Genomic DNA, 16,965 nt, shown 5'->3' with positions numbered 1-16,965 from the left:
GTCTTCAGTCGGTGCGCCATCGACTGGCGCGCCCGGAAAAATACTTATCGTTTCAGGATTACTTTTCAGCCCAGAGCACCAGTACATCTGTACTGAACGAACCATCGGCTTCAATCTCAAAATATTCGCGCACTTCGTTGCCCATCGATTGCTGCAACTGGCGGATCGCGGCGCGCATCACTTCGGGTGTGCGCATGCGCTCGACCCAGCTGTTGTACTCCAGACGCAGGCGCTGACGCGTGGTGCTGCGGGTGTGCAGACCAGCCTCGCTGACCTGGCGCAACCACTCACCGGCCGAATAATCGCGGACATGGCTGGTGTCGCGCAGCACTTCGACGCTCTGCAAATAGGTGTCGAACAGCGGACTGCCCGGCGACAGTACATCGATGAACGCCGCCACGCCGCCCGGTTTCAGCACCCGGCGCACTTCGCGCAAGGCCACGCCGAGATCGCTCCAATGGTGCGCCGAATAACGGCTGAACACGAAGTCGAACTCGCCATCGGCGAACGGCAGGCGCTCGGCGGCGCCCTTGACCGTGGACACGTTGCTCAAGCCGCGATCAACGGCAGCGGCGGCGACCACGTCGAGCATCTGCTGCGACAGGTCGTACGCCACCACTTCTTTCACCAACGGGGCGACGTGAAAACTCACGTGCCCGGCGCCGCAACCCAGGTCCAGCACCCGAGCCTCGCCCTGCCCCGCCAGCTCAGCCTGCAGCAGCGCAAATTCAGTGCCTTGAGCGTGAACGGCGCTGCTCAGGTAGGCGGCGGCCTGTTCACCGAATTGCTTTTGTACAACCTGACTGTGGGCGGTGCTGGTCATGGGTACGTCCTTTTCTGGGTTTCAACCTTTCAGATTCACGCGTCGCGGAACAACCACGGCTGGCTCGCGCGATGCTTGGCTTCAAACGCGGCAATCGCATCGCCGTCCTGCAGGGTCAGGCCGATGTCGTCCAGGCCGTTGAGCAGGCAGTGTTTGCGGAAGGCGTCGATCTCGAAGCGGTAGACCTTGCCGTTCGGGCTGGTGACGGTCTGCTCGTGCAGATCGATCTGCAACTGATAGCCCGGCGCGGCTTCGACCTGCTTGAACAGCTCGTCGACTTCGGCGTCGCTCAGGATGATCGGCAGCAAGCCGTTCTTGAAGCTGTTGTTGAAGAAGATGTCGGCATAGCTCGGCGCGATGATGCTGCGGAAACCGTACTCTTCCAGCGCCCATGGCGCGTGTTCACGGCTGGAGCCGCAACCGAAGTTCTCGCGGGCCAGCAACACGCTGGCGCCTTGATAACGCTCGGCGTTGAGCACGAATTCCTTGTTCAGTGGACGCTTGGAGTTGTCCTGATAGGGCTGACCCACATCGAGGTAACGCCACTCGTCGAACAGGTTCGGACCGAAACCGGTGCGCTTGATCGACTTCAGAAACTGCTTCGGAATGATCTGGTCGGTGTCGACGTTGGCACGATCCAGAGGCGCGACGAGACCAGTGTGCTGGGTAAAAGCTTTCATGCTGCGCTCCTTTAGATCAATTCACGAACGTCGATGAAACGACCGTTCACCGCCGCCGCAGCGGCCATGGCCGGGCTGACGAGGTGGGTACGGCCACCGGCGCCCTGACGGCCTTCGAAGTTACGGTTGGAGGTCGAGGCGCAATGTTCGCCGGACTCCAGACGGTCCGGGTTCATCGCCAGACACATCGAGCAACCCGGCTCGCGCCATTCGAAACCGGCTTCGAGGAAGATCTTGTCCAGACCTTCGGCCTCGGCCTGCGCCTTTACCAGACCCGAGCCCGGCACGACGATGGCCTGCTTGATGGTCGACGCAACCTTGCGGCCCTTGGCAATCACCGCCGCAGCGCGCAAGTCTTCGATCCGCGAGTTGGTGCAGGAACCGATGAATACGCGGTCGAGCTGAATGTCGGTGATCGCCTGATTGGCGGTCAAACCCATGTATTTCAAGGCGCGGACGATCGAGTCGCGCTTGACCAGATCCATCTCTTTAGCCGGGTCCGGCACGTTCTGATCAACGGCCAACACCATTTCCGGCGAAGTGCCCCAGCTGACCTGCGGCTTGATCTGCGTGGCGTCGAGCTCGACCACGGTGTCGAAATGCGCGTCGGCGTCGGACACCAGGTCTTTCCAGGATTCGACCGCCAGATCCCACTCGGCACCTTTCGGTGCGAAAGGACGACCCTTGACGTAATCCACAGTCTTCTGGTCCGCCGCCACCAGGCCCACGCGGGCGCCGGCTTCGATGGACATGTTGCAGATGGTCATGCGGCCTTCGATGGACAGGTCGCGGATCGCGCTGCCGGCGAATTCGATGGCATGGCCGTTACCGCCGGCGGTGCCGATCTTGCCGATCACCGCGAGGACGATGTCCTTGGCGGTCACGCCGAACGGCAACTGGCCTTCGACGCGCACCAGCATGTTCTTCATTTTCTTGGCGACCAGGCACTGGGTAGCGAGCACGTGCTCGACCTCGGAGGTGCCGATCCCGTGAGCCAAGGCGCCGAACGCGCCGTGGGTCGAGGTGTGCGAGTCGCCGCAGACCACGGTCATGCCCGGCAAGGTCGCGCCCTGCTCCGGGCTGATCACGTGAACGATGCCCTGACGCACGTCGTTCATCTTGAATTCGACGATGCCGTATTCATCGCAGTTGTCGTCGAGGGTCTGAACCTGCAAACGCGAGACCTGGTCGGCAATGGCTTCGATGCCACCCTTGCGCTCCGGGGTGGTCGGTACGTTGTGGTCCGGGGTGGCGATGTTGGCATCGATGCGCCACGGCTTTCGCCCGGCCAGACGCAGGCCTTCGAAGGCTTGCGGCGAGGTCACTTCGTGGATGATGTGACGATCGATATAGATCAGCGCCGAGCCATCGTCGCGCTGCTTGACCAAATGCGAATCCCAGAGCTTGTCGTAGAGCGTTTTGCCGGCCATCAGACGGTTCCTCATCAGCTTGTTTCTATGCCCTGGGCTTATCAATAACCCTTTGGCTTGTGAGGCCGATCCTATGGGGTTAGATTAAATAACTCAAATTCATATTTTTTATGCTTTGGATAACCAACTGGAATACAAACATGGACCTGGCCAACCTCAATGCTTTTATCGCGATTGCCGAGACGGGAAGCTTCTCCGGTGCCGGTGAACGGCTGCACCTGACGCAACCGGCGATCAGCAAACGCATCGCCGGGCTGGAGCAGCAATTGAATGTGCGGCTGTTCGACCGGCTCGGTCGTGAAGTAGGCCTGACCGAGGCGGGCCGGGCCCTGCTGCCAAGGGCTTACCAGATTCTCAACGTGCTCGATGACACCCGTCGCGCCCTGACCAACCTGACCGGTGAAGTCACCGGTCGACTGACTTTGGCCACCAGTCACCACATCGGCCTGCACCGCTTGCCGCCCTTATTGAGGGAATACACCCGCCGCTACCCACAGGTGGCGCTGGATATTCAGTTCCTCGACTCGGAAGTGGCCTACGAAGAAATTCTCCATGGCCGGGCGGAACTGGCGGTCATCACCCTGGCGCCGGAGCCGCATACGCTGGTCAAAGCCACGCCGGTCTGGGATGACCCGCTGGATTTCGTGGTCGCCCCGGAACATTCGTTGATAAGCAACGGCGCCGTCACATTGGCGGACATTGCCGGCCATCCGGCGGTTTTCCCCGGCGGCAACACCTTTACTCACCATATTGTCCAACGGCTGTTCGAGGCTCAGGGCCTGACGCCGAACATCGCCATGAGCACCAACTACCTGGAAACCATCAAGATGATGGTGTCGATCGGCCTGGCCTGGAGCGTTTTGCCGCGCACGATGCTCGATGAACAGGTGGCGCGCATACCTTTACCGGGCATACAGCTCAGTCGCCAGCTAGGCTATATCCTGCACACTGAAAGGACGCTGTCGAATGCTGCACGGGCGTTTATGGCCCTGCTGGACGCTCAAATCGATCTGCCAGGGACTCTCGGCTAACTTGTGCTACTCCTATAGAGCTGCCGTCCCTGTGCCTAACGCCCAAATCAGCTCAAGGCCCCTTAACAATGCCGAAATCTGTTGACCGTATTCCGCCGATGCCGCGTATTCAGGCCATTGATCCACGGCGATCCGAGCAGAGCTGGGAGAGCGCGCCGCAATTGCTCGCGGCGCTCAACGGTGCCCGCCTCGGCGCCTGGTACTGGGACATCGAGCGCGGGCAGATCAGTTGGTCGCGCGGCACTCAGGCCTTGTTCGGCTTCGATCCGCGGCAACCGCTGCCCGAAGACCTGGAATACCTTGACCTGCTGCCGCCGGAAGACCGGGCGAAAACCATCCGCGCCTTCCACGCGGTGATTGCCGGTGCGCCGCTGGAACAGGCGATGCACCACCGCATCCGCTGGCCCGACGGCAGCCTGCACTGGCTGGAGATCAACGGAAGCCTGTTGCCGGACAAACACGGTCGCCCCCGAATGATCGGGGTGATCCGCGAAATCACCCACCAGCGGCAACGGGAACAGGCGCTCAGCAGTTCGGAGAAACGTTTTGCGACACTGTTTCACCTGTGCCCGAACATGGTACTGCTGACCCGTCAGGAAGACGGCCTGATCAGCGAGGCCAACCAGTATTTCGAAAGCCTGTTCGGCTGGCCGGTGCAGAGCGCCATCGGTCGCACCACCCTGGAACTGGGCCTGTGGGTGCATCCCGAGCAACGGGCCGAGCTGGTCAAGAAGACCAAGGCCAAGGGCGAACTGATCAGCATGGAGGTGCAGTTTCGCGCCAGCAACGGCCAGATCCACGACGGCATCCTTAGCGCGCAAAAGGTCGAACTCGAAGGCCAGCCGTACCTGCTCAGTACCTTCCTCGACACCACTGAACGCAAAGCCGCCGAACATGCCCTGAAAGACAGCCAGGAACGCCTCGACCTGGCGCTGGATTCGGCGCAGCTCGGCACCTGGGACTGGCACATTCCCAGCGGCATGCTCTATGGCTCGGCCCGCGCTGCGCAATTACACGGTCTGGAGCCAAAACCGTTCCATGAGTCGTTCGAAGAGTTCTTCGAGGGCGTCCCCGGCGAAGAGCGCGACAGCATGCGCGACGCCTATCGCAGCCTGCGCGAAGGCCCGGCCGGCAATTACCAGCTGACTTACCGCGTACAACTGCCCGACGGCAGCTCGCGTTATCTGGAAAGCCGCGCCCGCCTCTATCGCGACGACAACGGCGTACCGTTGCGGATGGCCGGCACCCTGCTGGACATCACCGATCAGGTTGAACGCGAGCAACGGCTGGTGGCTTCGGAAGAGAAATTCGCCACGCTGTTCCAGGTCAGTCCCGACCCGATCTGCGTCACGCGTCAGGAAACCGGGGAATTCATCGAGATCAACTCCAGTTTCTCCCAAACCTTCGGCTGGAGCGCCAGCGATGTGATCGGCCACACCGCCGAAGAAATCGGCCTGTGGGACGCCTCGGCGAAAAGCCTGCAACGCATCGAACGGGTGATCCGCGAACAGGGCCTGAGCAATGTTGCGATCATCGTCCAGCACAAGGACGGCCAGTCGCTGACCTGCGTGATTTCCAGCCGTCAGATCAGCGTCGGCAACCAGCCGTGCATCGTTACCACGCTGCGCGACATCACCCAGCAACAGCGCTCGGAAGCGGCGCTCAAGGCCAGCGAAGAGAAATTCGCCAAGGCGTTCCACTCCAGCCCCGACGCCATCACCATCACCGAGCGCGACACCGGACGTTATCTTGAGGTCAACGACGGTTTCTGCCGCCTCACCGGCTACCGCGCCGACGAAGTGGTGGGCAAAACCGTGTATCAGGTCGGTATCTGGGCCGAGGAAAAACAACGCTCGGCACTGCTCGCCGAGCTGCAGATCAAGGGCCGCGTGCACCATCAGGAAATGCTCGGGCGCAACAAGCGCGGCGAGATCCTGACGGTGGAAGTCTCGGTCGAACCGATCACTCTCAACGAAACCGCCTGCCTGCTGCTCACCGCCCGGGACGTCAGCCTGCTGAAGAACGCCGAGGCGCAGATTCGCCACCTGGCCTATCACGATCCGCTGACCAACCTGCCCAACCGCGCACTGCTGATGGATCGCCTGAGCCAGCAGATCGCCCTGCTCAAGCGCCACAACCTGCGCGGGGCGCTGCTGTTTCTCGATCTGGATCACTTCAAGCACATTAATGACTCGCTGGGGCACCCGGTCGGCGACACGGTGCTGAAAATCATCACCGCGCGGCTTGAAGCCAGCGTGCGCATGGAAGACACAGTGGCGCGGCTCGGTGGCGATGAATTCGTGGTGTTGCTCAGTGGGTTGGAAGGCACGCGCAACGAAGTCAGCGCCCAGGTACGCGAGCTGGCCGACACCATTCGCGAACTGCTGTCAGAGCCGATGTTCCTCGACGGCCAGCGCCTGCAAGTGACGCCGAGCATCGGCGTGGCGCTGATTCCCGATCACGGCTCGACCCCGACCGACCTGCTCAAACGCGCCGATATTGCGCTGTACCGGGCCAAGGATTCGGGGCGCAACACCACGCAGATGTACCACAACACCATGCAAAAGGCGGCCAGCGAACGGCTGCGCATGGAGACCGACCTGCGCCTGGCGCTGTCCCGGGGCGAGTTCGACGTGCACTACCAACCGCAAATCGACGCCCGGGACAACCGCATCATCGGCGCCGAAGCCCTGGTGCGCTGGAATCACCCGGAACTCGGCGCGCAATCGCCCACCGAATTCATCAAGGTGCTGGAGGACAGCGGGCTGATTCTGGAAGTCGGCACCTGGATCCTCGATGAGGCGTGCGAAGCCTTCAAGCAATTGATCGCCGAAAAACTGATCGACCCTCTGGCCTTCAGCCTGTGCGTGAACATCAGCCCCCGGCAGTTCCGCCAGAACGACTTCGTCGAGCGCATCGAGCGCAGCATGAGCAGCCACGGCCTGCCCTGCTCCTTGCTGAAACTGGAAATCACCGAAGGCATCGTCATTCAGAATCTGGAAGACACCATCAGCAAAATGCGTCGTCTGAAAAAACTCGGCGTGAGTTTCGCCATGGACGATTTCGGCACCGGCTATTCATCGCTGACCTACCTGAAACGATTGCCGGTGGACACGCTGAAGATCGATCAGTCGTTCATCCGCGACGCCACCACCGACCCCAACGACGCCGAAATCATCCGCGCCATCGTCGCCATGGCCCGCAGCCTGGAACTGGAAGTGATCGCCGAAGGCGTGGAAACCCCGGAACAGCTGGCCTTCCTTCAGGGGTTGGGCTGTCATTTGTATCAGGGTTATCTGCACAGTCGGCCGTTGCCGCTGGAAGGGTTGAAGGGATTGCTGAAATGACCAGACACCTGCGGTCGCTTACCGCAGGCATTGTCGCCAGGCCGGTAATTGCCAGGGTTGGCGGCAACCTGTAGGGTCGCGTTTTTTCGCGCTGTTTCGAGATTGATCATGCAGGATGCAACCCTCCCCCGCCCGGCCCTGCTGGGCATTGACCTTGGCACCACCAACAGTTTGATCGCCGTCTGGCAGGACGGTCAGGCCCGATTGATCCCCAACGCCCTCGGCGAGGTACTGACCCCGTCGGTGGTCAGCCTCGATGAAGACGAGACCATTCTGGTCGGCAAAGCCGCACGCGCACGCCTGACGACCCACCCGGAACGCACCACCGCCGCGTTCAAGCGATTCATGGGCAGCGACCGGCAGATCGAACTCGGCACCAAAACCTTCAGCCCGGAAGAATTGTCGGCACTGGTGCTGGGCTCACTCAAGCAGGACGCCGAAGCCTTTCTCGGTCATCCGGTTTCTGAAGCAGTGATTTCCGTACCGGCGTATTTCAGTGACGAGCAACGCAAACGCACCCTGTTCGCCGCCGAACTGGCGGGCCTGAAGGTCTCCCGACTGATCAACGAGCCAACCGCCGCTGCAATGGCGTATGGCCTGCACGAGCAAAAATTCGAACGCACGCTGATCTTCGATCTGGGCGGCGGGACGTTCGATGTCACGGTGCTGGAATATGCGTTGCCGCTGATTGAAGTGCATGCGTCCACCGGTGACAACTTTTTGGGTGGTGAGGACTTTACCGCTGCACTGCTGAATGCCTGTCTGAAAAGCTGGCAACTGACCCCGTCGATGATTGATCCGCAAGGCATGGCCAGCCTGGGCGATGCCCTGGAACAACTCAAATGCAAACTCGGCGAAGGACCTCAATCGCTGAACTGGCGCCATGCCGACGAACTGTACGAATGGTCGCTGGATGAAGCCGCTGCCGTGAAGATCTGGGAACCGTTGCTGGCACGATTGCGCGCGCCGATCGAACAGGCCCTGCGCGATGCGCGCCTGAAACCACGGGATCTCGACAGTCTGGTGCTGGTCGGTGGGGCAACGCGGATGCCTGCGGTACAACAGTTGGTCGCCACACTGTTCGGACGCCTGCCCTACCGACATCTTGATCCCGACACCCTCGTTGCACTGGGTGCGGCCACGCAAGCGGCCTGCAAGGCGCGCGATGGTGCGATCGAAGAACTGATTCTGACCGATGTCTGCCCGTATACGCTGGGCATCGCAACCATGCGTGGCAAAGGCATCGACGGCGCCTTTTCACCGATCATCGAACGCAACACCATCATCCCGACGTCACGGGTCGAGCGCTACCACACAACCCATCCCCGGCAGGAGCTGCTGCGCATTGCCGTTTATCAGGGTGAGCGGCCGTGGGTACGTGACAACATCCTCATTGACGCTTTCGATGTCACCTTGACGCCCACCGATAACATTCAGGAGTTGGACGTACGCTTCAGTTACGACATCAACGGTTTACTCGAGGTCGACGTCACGCTGCTCCAGACCGGCGAACGCCACAGCCACAGCATCGACCGCAGTCCCACCGGGCTGAATGAACAAGCACGCAGAGACAGCCATAACCGTCTGTCGACGCTGAAGGTCCATCCACGCGACGCATTGCCCAACCGCACACTGCTGGCCCGTCTGGAGCGGGCATGGATGCAAAGTCTGGGCACGCAGCGCGAACACATTGCCGAGTGGCTGCACAACTTCACCACGGTACTCGGCGGACAGCAGCCGGCCGAGATCGCCAGCCACCGCTCAGAGCTCAACAAGGCGCTGGACCAACTGCGCCTCTAACCGTTGAGTCGCCGCAGAGCAGCCTGCAAACCACCGGACAGCATTTCACCACCGCCGCTGTCCGGTGGTGCCCCGTACTGGTTGGGCAACTTGTCACCGGGAAAGCCGAACAGCAGCAGCGGCAGGAAGGGCAAGACCGGCGACAAGGCCATGAATATCAGCAATGTGGGCAGGCCTCGTCCCATATCATGCAAACGGCGCAGAGTGGCGCCGAATAACAGCAGAACACCCAGTAACAGGATCAGAATGCCAAAGAATGTGGTGCCGCTGATCAATCCTGCCACCGGCGTAATCACCGCACATCCCAGGACCTGGGCGATAAAAGCCTTGCGCCCCAGCCGCGACCCCAGGCGCCAGATCGCCCCTGCTGGCACCGGCTGAATATCACTTTTGGCCAACATCAAACGCTCCGACCAGGACAGCAAGGCACACAGCGCCAGGCGCAAGCCGATACTGTTCTTCACGTCATCCTTGCCCTGCTGCAATTGGCGCAGCACTCGCGTTTTCGGCACTCCGGCAGCGCCATAGCGCACCATGGCCTTGAGCGAATCGAGGGCTTCGTATGCCAACAGTTTGTCGACCCCAAAATCCGTCAACACCTTGCGCGGCGGCCACACCGGCTCGCCCTTGATCAAGCCGTCACGAAACCCTTCGAACCAGTCATCCTCGCAACTGACTGCCGCGATGGACTGCAGCAAGGCACGATGCTGCTCGGCGCTCAGGCTCGGGTCGTGATAGAGCACGCCCCAGAACATCAACAGCCCCAACAGATCGTCGCCACACGCAGCGCGGTCGCTCTCGATGCAGGTGTAAAGCAGGGTATTGGCAGGCAATCGGGCGCTGTCGAGTGCCTGCTGCACGCTGAACAATTGCTGCACCAACAAGCCGTGCACCGGATCATTGCCTTGCAGCCAGCCCAGTAAACCGTCGCAATTGCCTTGCTCGCGTTGCAACCGCCGCAACAGTGGCTGCAGTCGACTCAAAGGATGAGCCGGACTGAACGGCAGACGCTCCAGGCACTGCCCATCGATCATTGGCAGCCAGCGCTCCGGCTGATCCAGCAACGCCAGCAAAAACACGGTTTGAGCGTGCCACTCCCAGGCAGCCTCGCCCAGCCCCACCGGCGGCAACCCTATCCCGCGACGGCTCAACTGAAGGAGCAGATCGAGCTCGGACAAGTCACAGTCGTCTTTGACGGCGCCCAATTTGAACGCTTCTGCGATGCGCTCCAGGGCGGTGTCACTGTAGGGCCGCAAGCGACGCAGCCACAGACGACAGACCTTGTGCAGCTCGCCTGTTGTCAGTGCCTGCGGCAATTGCTGCGATATTGAATCCGCTTCGCTGAATACGCTCATAGCCTGCGCAATCGGCGCATTCCCCAACCAGCGCAGATGTTGTCCGGCCTGAACTTTGAACCCGCTCAACACCAGGCATTCAAGCGCATCGACCGGGAGCGGCTGATCCAGAATCCGCTGCAGCAAGACCGCATCACCGCGATGCAGCGCCCAGGCATGCCGGTACAGTTGCAGCAGCCTGCTGTCGGCATTCTCACCCAGCAGTTGGGCAAGCAACGGGAGTTCATCGCCTGTCATGCGCCAATCGACAAAACTTTGCGCCAGGCTATCGAGCTTCAACCGTCCAACACCCAACCAACGGTTCAGCGTCTCGGGGCGTTGTGACGGACTGCCGTATACCTGCGCGTCATCCCCGAGATCCGCAGGCCACTCGGAGAAATCGCCCAGACAATCGAACGCCTGAATCAGCAGAGGCAGAAAAGTCGGTTGCCGCTTGGCGCACAATTCCAGCAGACGACTTTCGGCCATAGGATGGCGGAACTCGTTCCACAGCCTGATCCAGCACGGCAATGCCTGATCGTCCCGCCCCAGCAGACTGCTCTGACACGCCAACAGGTAAAGCCAGTCGACGTCATCCGGTGCTTCCAGCTGTTTTTCGACACAGCACTGCAAAAATATCGGTGCACCGATGCCCGCTTGGGTGAACTGCACCAGTAAACGTTTCATGAACACAGCATCATCCGGCAACGGCAGACAGGTGTGCTGGCTGGCGAAGTCGGCGAATTCATGGAGGGGACGCTGGGTGAAAATAAAGTCGAGGCTGCGGGCGTACCAGAGTGTTTCGGTTTGCGCAGCCACTGACCAGGCGCTCATCAGATCGGTATCGAACGGGTCAGGCGTTTCGATTCGCTGCAAAAAGGCTTCCACCCGATGCGCGTCGTTGAATTCCAGATCCAGTAACTGCTGATGCCAGGCCAAACGCTTGGCCAACAAATTCGCGCAGCGGTAAGACAGCGGGCCGGCATCGGCCATCCGGTGGTAGAGCCCCCAACTGAGTTCATCGAGCTGTTCCAGCGACAGCTCATCCAGCGCCCGGACAAATGCCTGCCATGCCCCGACATTGAACCGCCGCGCGGGATCGTCAAGTAATTCGCAGAAATCCACGAACGCCTGCGGGACCTCGACATCCTCCTGCCCTGAATCTTCAGTTTCTTCCTCGGGCGCTTCTTCCTCGCCTTCCCGCGCCAGACGCAACGCGTTTTCGTAGGCCATACGCAGCGCCTGAAAACCTTCCGGATCGGTTTCCGGATGATGCGACGGCAAACGTGCGCGGTAGGCATCACGAATCCGGGTTTCGTCGGAGGTGGGCTCGATGCCCAGGCGAATCCAGCAACTCATGACCAGTCGAACTCCTTGAGCGATGCCGGACGGGGTAACGCATCAATTTCCATGTGCCAGGGCAGGTCGGCCAGAAAGTGCGGGATGTTCTGGGCGAGGCCGCGGGTGATTCGCAGGTTATGAGCACTGTCCCCCTGCCGCTCCAACTCCCAGGCTAACTCGTCGTCGCTTGTGTTCAGGCAGCACCAAAAGCTGCGACCCACAACAAAGCCATTGAAGTAGGACATCCAGTTACCCTAGTGAAACTGCGCCCTGACGGCCAAACGACTGTGCAGCCAGTTGCTTTCGGCCAGATCAATCCACTGATTGCGCACCGCGCAACGTAGGAGAAATCCCATCCGCCCGTAGTCCCAGGACAAAATTCCTCCGGGACCACAACCGCCAAAAGTGCGACTGGCAAACTCATGCAGAACACGCTCGCGAGGGCTCAGCTCTTCGAGCAGGCGTTGCCATTCATTCGGCAGACAACGTTGCCACGCCGAATAGGCGCCACTCAGGTGCTTGGCATGTCCGTCGTCCGTCATCCATTGAAGCATGTCGAACAATTGTCGCCGGTCATCGATTCCCCAGCTGCCTTTCAGGTCGATATAGCGGTCGTCGCAGAAGGCAGGGTCGTCATACCCGGCGCCGGTGTTGAGCGCTGCCATTGGCGCAGAAAGGGCGCACAGCCAGCGCTGTTGAATATCGTCCATGAAAAAAGGCTCCAGGCCGACCGATAAGGATGGGGGTCGGCAAAACTGCGGCGGATTGTAGAGAAACCGCCGCTGGCGGCAAAGTCGAACAGCCATTTTCTTGCGCCCACAAAAAAGGCCCCGACGTATCGGGGCCTTCATTCAGCGGCTTATCGCCCGTTCAGACGATTTGTTTCTGCAAGTGACTCAGTGTTGCAGAGCCGGCTGCGCTCCGTTGATCGGGATGCGCTTGGCTTTCGCCTCTTCCGGAATCACTCGCAACAGGTCGATGCTCAATAGACCGTTGCTGAGGCCGGCGGCCTTGATCTCGATGTGATCGGCCAGACGGAAGGACAACTTGAATGCACGCTGGGCAATGCCCTGGTGCAGAAACGTGACGCCTTCGTTGGCATCACGCTTGCCGCCACTGATGGTCAGCACGCCTTTCTCGACTTGCAGTTCCAGGTCTTCTTCCTGGAAACCGGCCGCCGCCACGACGATGCGGTATTGATCGTCACCGTGTTTTTCCACGTTGTAAGGCGGATAGGTGCTGCCTGGCTCGTTGCGCAGAGCGGTTTCGAACAGGTCGTTGAAACGGTCGAAACCCACCGAAGAACGGAACAGTGGAGCGAGGGAAAATGCAGTACTCATGATTCAAATCTCCTGAAAACAATCAGCAAGTTTTTTTGTCTCCGCGACCCGAATTCGGCATCGCGTAACCCTTAGATAGGGACCTGCGTTTTGTTTTCAAGAGATCGTTTGAAGATTTTTTTCAGGCGGCTTCGGCGACCGGCAAACCCAGCAAACGCGAGACCTGATCCGGCTCGGTCTCCCGGCGCAGCACGGTAAAAAGCTCAACGGCTTCGGGATAATTGCGGGTCAACATGGCCAACCACTGCTTCAAACGGCCCGGCGATTGGCGCGCGGTCATTTGTGCTTTGGCTTGCAGCCAGAAGTCCTGGATCAGCGGCATCAGTTCGGTCCAGGTCATCTCGACGACGTCCTCGCCGGCACGGGCGGCGGCGATCTGCCTGGCCAGATCCGGACGCGACACCAGACCACGACCGAGCATGATGTCTTCGACGCCGCTGATTTCCCGGCAGCGGCGCCAGTCTTCGACGCTCCAGATGTCGCCATTGGCAAACACCGGCACCTTGACCACGTCCTGCACGCGCGGGATCCATTCCCAATGCGCTGGCGGCTTGTAGCCGTCGACCTTGGTCCGGGCGTGAACCACGATGTGCTCGGCACCGCCCTCGGCCAGCGCCGTGGCGCAGACCAGCGAGCCGTCCGGGCTGTCGAAACCCAGGCGCATCTTGGCGGTAACCGGAATGTGTGCAGGAACGGCACGACGCACGTGTTCGACGATCCGGTTGAGCAGTTCCGGCTCCTTGAGCAGCACCGCACCGCCACGGGATTTGTTGACCGTTTTTGCCGGACAACCGAAGTTCAGGTCGATCACTTCAGAACCGAGCTCGCAGGCCAGCGCCGCGTTTTCTGCCAGGCACATCGGATCGGATCCGAGCAATTGCACGCGCAGTGGCACGCCGGAAGCGGTGCGCGCACCGTTGAGCAGTTCAGGGCCGAACTTGTGGAAATAGGCCGGGGTCAGCAACTGATCGTTGACCCGAATGAACTCGGTCACGCACCAGTCAATACCGCCGACACGGGTCAGGACATCGCGCAGGATGTCGTCGACCAACCCTTCCATCGGCGCCAGAGCAATTTGCATGGGAAACACACACTCAAGGAAAAACGTGCGGCAGTTTACTGGGTTTCGCGGGTTAAACCCATGTCCGCTGTCTGGATGGCCGGGCCGTAGCCGTCGATGAACTCGGCGGGCATGCGCTTGGGCCTGCCGGTGGACAGCTCGATGCAGACGAAGGTGGTCTGGGCGCGCAGCAGCGTGGTGTTGTCGCTGGGGCGAATCAACTGGAAGTGACGGGTCATTTTCAGGCGCTGATCCCAATCGACGATCCAGGTCGCCAGTTGCAGCTCGTCGCCTTCATAGGCGGCGGCCAGGTAATCGATTTCGTGGCGCACAACGGCCATCGCCCGATCCAGACGCCGGTACTCGACCAGATCCAGACCCAGACGCTGCGAGTGGCGCCAGGCGCAGCGCTCGAGCCAGGTCACGTAGACCGCGTTGTTGGCGTGGCCCAGCCCGTCGATGTCCTCGGCGCCCACTTGCAGATCAATGGTAAACGGCGTTGCCCGATCCCAGCCCATGCCCTACTCCCGGTCAAATGATTCAACCGGGGCAGTGTAACGGATGACTAGGCCGATTGCCGCGCCTGAAGGCTGCGCCCGGCCAGCAGTGATAACACGCCATCAATCACCCGAGGGTCGGCCAGTACGCGCTGATGGCCGCCGGCTTCCAGACGCAGCAAGCGACTGTCGAACCAGGATTCGTGGATCAGTTGGGATTCCTTGACCGAAACGAAAGTGTCGTCTTCGGCATGCACGATCAGGCCCGGTATATCCAGTTGATAGTGGGCGACATCGAGGGTGGCGGCGCGCATGCCGACGTCCTGTTCAACCTCGCGAATGAACGCGGAACGAGCTCTGGGTGGCATGCCGACGTAGCGGGCAAATCCGCGCAAAACACCAAGAATTCGCGCCGGAGCGGCAATGCTCACCAAGGTCTCGGTACGCAACCCCAGTTGCACAGCGAGCATGGCGCTGGCGCCGCCCATGGAGTGGCCGATGACCGCTTGCAGCGGTGGTAATTCGGCAGCGGCCTCAAGCATCGCACGAGCGAACAGCACGACATTGGCTTCACGCCCCGGCGAGCGGCCGTGGGCCGGACCATCAAGCGCGACTACGGTGTAGCCCGCTTCGACCAGCGCAGTGATCAATGCAGCAAACTGGGTGGGCCGCCCTTCCCAACCGTGCATCAGCAAGACAGTCGGGCCTTGCCCCCAACGCAGGGCCGAGAGACCGAAACGCAAGGTAATGCGCTCGGATTTGGCCAGCAGCGGCAGTTCCCAGTCCCGCGGTGCATTCGCGCGCGGCGTCATGAACGCCAGCCGCATTTTGCTCGCCACCAGTTTCGGTGCGAACCAGCCCAAGGTGCCATTAACGCCGCGAACCCACTTCAACGTGCTCATCGCTCTCTCCTCGGGCTTGTAGCCTTCAGGTCAACGCACCGCCGACTTGGCAGCGCGCAGCAATCGATCGGATAAATCACCTGGGCCCAACGCCCTTGAGAGCGCCAGACCACCTACCATCAAGGCCACGTCGGCCAACGCTTTATCGATGTCTTCAGGGCTTGAAGCCAACTGCGCAATCATCAGTTCCAGGTGCTCGTTCAGCGCTATGCGGAATTCTTCCGGCAGCCGCCCAAGCTCGCCGATGGAGGCCGGAATCGGGCAGGCCGAATCGCTGGAATCGCGATGCTTGCGCGACAGGTAGAACGCCGCCACCAGGGCGCGGCGCTCTTCACCGGTCAGCTCGCTGTCCATGTCGGCAATCAGGTCGCGACGGCGACCGAGCAATTGCTTGAACGCCTCAAGCATCATTGCGTCCTTGCTTTCGAAGTGGGCGTAGAAGCCACCGACGGTCAGGCCGGCTGCACCCATCACTTCGCCCACGCTCGGTTCAGCCGGGCCGCGCTGGATCAGTGCAGCGCTGGCGGCCTTGAGAATGCGTTCGCGGGTTTGAGCTTTCTTGTCGTTCATCGTCGCCTCCGAATATTACGATAGCAATATTATTCTCATAATAATATTCCGCAAGTCACAAGCGTGACCGCTGGTCTGAAGCACAGTGTTAAGGAAAAAGAGGATTTGGCCAAACGCCAGACAAACAAAAGGGCCATTCAATAATTGAATGACCCTTATAAAATCCCGCAGAGCGGGTAATCGTGGCGTCCCCTAGGGGACTCGAACCCCTGTTACCGCCGTGAAAGGGCGGTGTCCTAGGCCACTAGACGAAGGGGACACAAACCTTCTATACAAATGATCAGCGCTGAGTACTGATCGATTCAAGGCCGGTGTGGCCAGACCTTGAACTGTAAATTGGTGGAGCTAAGCGGGATCGAACCGCTGACCTCCTGCATGCCATGCAGGCGCTCTCCCAGCTGAGCTATAGCCCCGGATTTTTCGCCTCTCGGCGGAGCGACATCTTGCAACATCGCTTCTGTAAAACTGGCGTCCCCTAGGGGACTCGAACCCCTGTTACCGCCGTGAAAGGGCGGTGTCCTAGGCCACTAGACGAAGGGGACGCAAACCCTTCTATACAACTGATCAACGCTGAGTGTTGATCGCTTCGAAGCCGGTGTGGCCAGGCTTCGAAGTGTAAATTGGTGGAGCTAGACGGGATCGAACCGTCGACCTCTTGCATGCCATGCAAGCGCTCTCCCAGCTGAGCTATAGCCCCTCATCGTTGATGTCATCGCTGAGGACGGGGCGAATCTTAAGGGCGTATCGAAAGGCTGTCAAACTTATTTTTGAAAAAATTCAAAATTTTTTGTCGGCATTACAATCACTTAC

12 protein-coding genes, 4 tRNA genes and 1 pseudogene are annotated in these 16,965 nt (G+C 60.4%); 3 read left to right on the top strand and 14 right to left on the bottom strand.

From position 1 onward, the window contains the following. Window positions 1-58: 58 nt before the first annotated feature. From C1X29_RS17070 to leuC, 3 genes are read right to left on the bottom strand one after another with little or no spacing between them, the layout of a single operon-like run. Window positions 59-823 carry a class I SAM-dependent methyltransferase gene (locus C1X29_RS17070; protein ID WP_102717961.1) on the bottom strand — a complete coding sequence of 255 codons (765 nt, stop codon included), beginning with the start codon at window positions 821-823 and terminating at the stop codon, window positions 59-61. Between the two features lie 35 nt (window positions 824-858). Continuing rightward, window positions 859-1,503 carry a 3-isopropylmalate dehydratase small subunit gene (leuD, locus tag C1X29_RS17065; protein WP_007956446.1) on the bottom strand — a complete coding sequence of 215 codons (645 nt, stop codon included), beginning with the start codon at window positions 1,501-1,503 and terminating at the stop codon, window positions 859-861. An 11-nt stretch (window positions 1,504-1,514) separates the two neighbouring features. Beyond that, entirely contained in the window at window positions 1,515-2,933 is a 1,419-nt protein-coding gene (leuC, locus tag C1X29_RS17060) for a 3-isopropylmalate dehydratase large subunit (protein ID WP_011333350.1), read from the bottom strand. Window positions 2,934-3,073: 140 nt separating this feature from the next. Here leuC and C1X29_RS17055 point away from each other — a divergent pair, with 140 nt between their 5' ends. From C1X29_RS17055 to C1X29_RS17045, 3 genes are all read left to right on the top strand, one after another. Further along, window positions 3,074-3,964 carry a LysR family transcriptional regulator gene (locus C1X29_RS17055; protein ID WP_007956444.1) on the top strand — a complete coding sequence of 297 codons (891 nt, stop codon included), beginning with the start codon at window positions 3,074-3,076 and terminating at the stop codon, window positions 3,962-3,964. 68 nt (window positions 3,965-4,032) lie between these two features. Further along, complete coding sequence (locus C1X29_RS17050) at window positions 4,033-7,311, top strand: bifunctional diguanylate cyclase/phosphodiesterase (protein WP_085747835.1); 3,279 nt, start codon at window positions 4,033-4,035, stop codon at window positions 7,309-7,311. Window positions 7,312-7,419: 108 nt separating this feature from the next. Next, window positions 7,420-9,111 carry a molecular chaperone HscC gene (locus C1X29_RS17045; protein WP_102687004.1) on the top strand — a complete coding sequence of 564 codons (1,692 nt, stop codon included), beginning with the start codon at window positions 7,420-7,422 and terminating at the stop codon, window positions 9,109-9,111. Here C1X29_RS17045 and C1X29_RS17040 read toward each other — a convergent pair. The 11 genes and pseudogenes from C1X29_RS17040 to C1X29_RS16990 all read right to left on the bottom strand — a co-directional run bounded on the left by C1X29_RS17040 (window position 9,108) and on the right by C1X29_RS16990 (window position 16,852). Further along, window positions 9,108-11,804, bottom strand: a complete 2,697-nt coding sequence (locus tag C1X29_RS17040; protein ID WP_102717960.1) for a J domain-containing protein — start codon at window positions 11,802-11,804, stop codon at window positions 9,108-9,110. The two genes, C1X29_RS17045 and C1X29_RS17040, sit on opposite strands and share 4 nt — an antisense overlap. Beyond that, a pseudogene (locus C1X29_RS17035) lies at window positions 11,801-12,496 on the bottom strand (DUF1266 domain-containing protein). Before C1X29_RS17035 ends, C1X29_RS17040 begins: the two are co-directional and overlap by 4 nt. 186 nt (window positions 12,497-12,682) lie before the next feature. Further along, window positions 12,683-13,126, bottom strand: coding sequence for an Hsp20 family protein (locus tag C1X29_RS17030; protein WP_011333344.1), 444 nt, complete (start codon window positions 13,124-13,126; stop codon window positions 12,683-12,685). 121 nt (window positions 13,127-13,247) lie between these two features. Beyond that, the gene (locus C1X29_RS17025; protein ID WP_102717959.1) at window positions 13,248-14,207 is read right to left on the bottom strand and encodes a tRNA-dihydrouridine synthase; all 960 of its coding nucleotides are present in this window, start codon (window positions 14,205-14,207) and stop codon (window positions 13,248-13,250) included. A gap of 35 nt (window positions 14,208-14,242) precedes the next feature. Further along, window positions 14,243-14,704, bottom strand: coding sequence for a thioesterase family protein (locus C1X29_RS17020; RefSeq protein ID WP_102717958.1), 462 nt, complete (start codon window positions 14,702-14,704; stop codon window positions 14,243-14,245). 47 nt (window positions 14,705-14,751) lie between these two features. Continuing rightward, the gene (locus C1X29_RS17015) at window positions 14,752-15,585 is read right to left on the bottom strand and encodes an alpha/beta fold hydrolase (protein ID WP_102687000.1); all 834 of its coding nucleotides are present in this window, start codon (window positions 15,583-15,585) and stop codon (window positions 14,752-14,754) included. 30 nt (window positions 15,586-15,615) lie between these two features. Continuing rightward, window positions 15,616-16,155 (bottom strand): TetR/AcrR family transcriptional regulator, encoded by a 540-nt coding sequence (locus C1X29_RS17010; protein ID WP_007956432.1) that lies wholly within the window; start codon window positions 16,153-16,155, stop codon window positions 15,616-15,618. A gap of 183 nt (window positions 16,156-16,338) precedes the next feature. Further along, a tRNA-Glu gene (locus C1X29_RS17005) sits at window positions 16,339-16,414 on the bottom strand. A gap of 78 nt (window positions 16,415-16,492) precedes the next feature. Further along, a tRNA-Ala gene (locus C1X29_RS17000) sits at window positions 16,493-16,568 on the bottom strand. A gap of 53 nt (window positions 16,569-16,621) precedes the next feature. Next, a tRNA-Glu gene (locus C1X29_RS16995) sits at window positions 16,622-16,697 on the bottom strand. 79 nt (window positions 16,698-16,776) lie between these two features. Beyond that, window positions 16,777-16,852: transfer RNA gene (locus tag C1X29_RS16990), tRNA-Ala, on the bottom strand. Window positions 16,853-16,965: the final 113 nt, after the last annotated feature.

Origin of the sequence: Pseudomonas sp. GW456-12-10-14-LB2, assembly GCF_002884345.1 — a bacterium.
Lineage (GTDB): Bacteria > Pseudomonadota > Gammaproteobacteria > Pseudomonadales > Pseudomonadaceae > Aquipseudomonas > Aquipseudomonas paraglycinae.
Note: the sequence above shows the minus strand (reverse complement) of the source record. Positions and strands in the feature narration are given on the sequence as shown.

Bases quoted from the DNA above. Each gene is read 5' to 3' on its own strand.
- C1X29_RS17070 (WP_102717961.1), bottom strand. From the start codon at position 823: ATGACCAGCACCGCCCACAGTCAGGTTGTACAAAAGCAATTCGGTGAA.
- leuD (WP_007956446.1), bottom strand. From the start codon at position 1,503: ATGAAAGCTTTTACCCAGCACACTGGTCTCGTCGCGCCTCTGGATCGT.
- leuC (WP_011333350.1), bottom strand. From the start codon at position 2,933: ATGGCCGGCAAAACGCTCTACGACAAGCTCTGGGATTCGCATTTGGTC.
- C1X29_RS17055 (WP_007956444.1), top strand. From the start codon at position 3,074: ATGGACCTGGCCAACCTCAATGCTTTTATCGCGATTGCCGAGACGGGA.
- C1X29_RS17050 (WP_085747835.1), top strand. From the start codon at position 4,033: ATGCCGAAATCTGTTGACCGTATTCCGCCGATGCCGCGTATTCAGGCC.
- C1X29_RS17045 (WP_102687004.1), top strand. From the start codon at position 7,420: ATGCAGGATGCAACCCTCCCCCGCCCGGCCCTGCTGGGCATTGACCTT.
- C1X29_RS17040 (WP_102717960.1), bottom strand. From the start codon at position 11,804: ATGAGTTGCTGGATTCGCCTGGGCATCGAGCCCACCTCCGACGAAACC.
- C1X29_RS17030 (WP_011333344.1), bottom strand. From the start codon at position 13,126: ATGAGTACTGCATTTTCCCTCGCTCCACTGTTCCGTTCTTCGGTGGGT.
- C1X29_RS17025 (WP_102717959.1), bottom strand. From the start codon at position 14,207: ATGCAAATTGCTCTGGCGCCGATGGAAGGGTTGGTCGACGACATCCTG.
- C1X29_RS17020 (WP_102717958.1), bottom strand. From the start codon at position 14,704: ATGGGCTGGGATCGGGCAACGCCGTTTACCATTGATCTGCAAGTGGGC.
- C1X29_RS17015 (WP_102687000.1), bottom strand. From the start codon at position 15,585: ATGAGCACGTTGAAGTGGGTTCGCGGCGTTAATGGCACCTTGGGCTGG.
- C1X29_RS17010 (WP_007956432.1), bottom strand. From the start codon at position 16,155: ATGAACGACAAGAAAGCTCAAACCCGCGAACGCATTCTCAAGGCCGCC.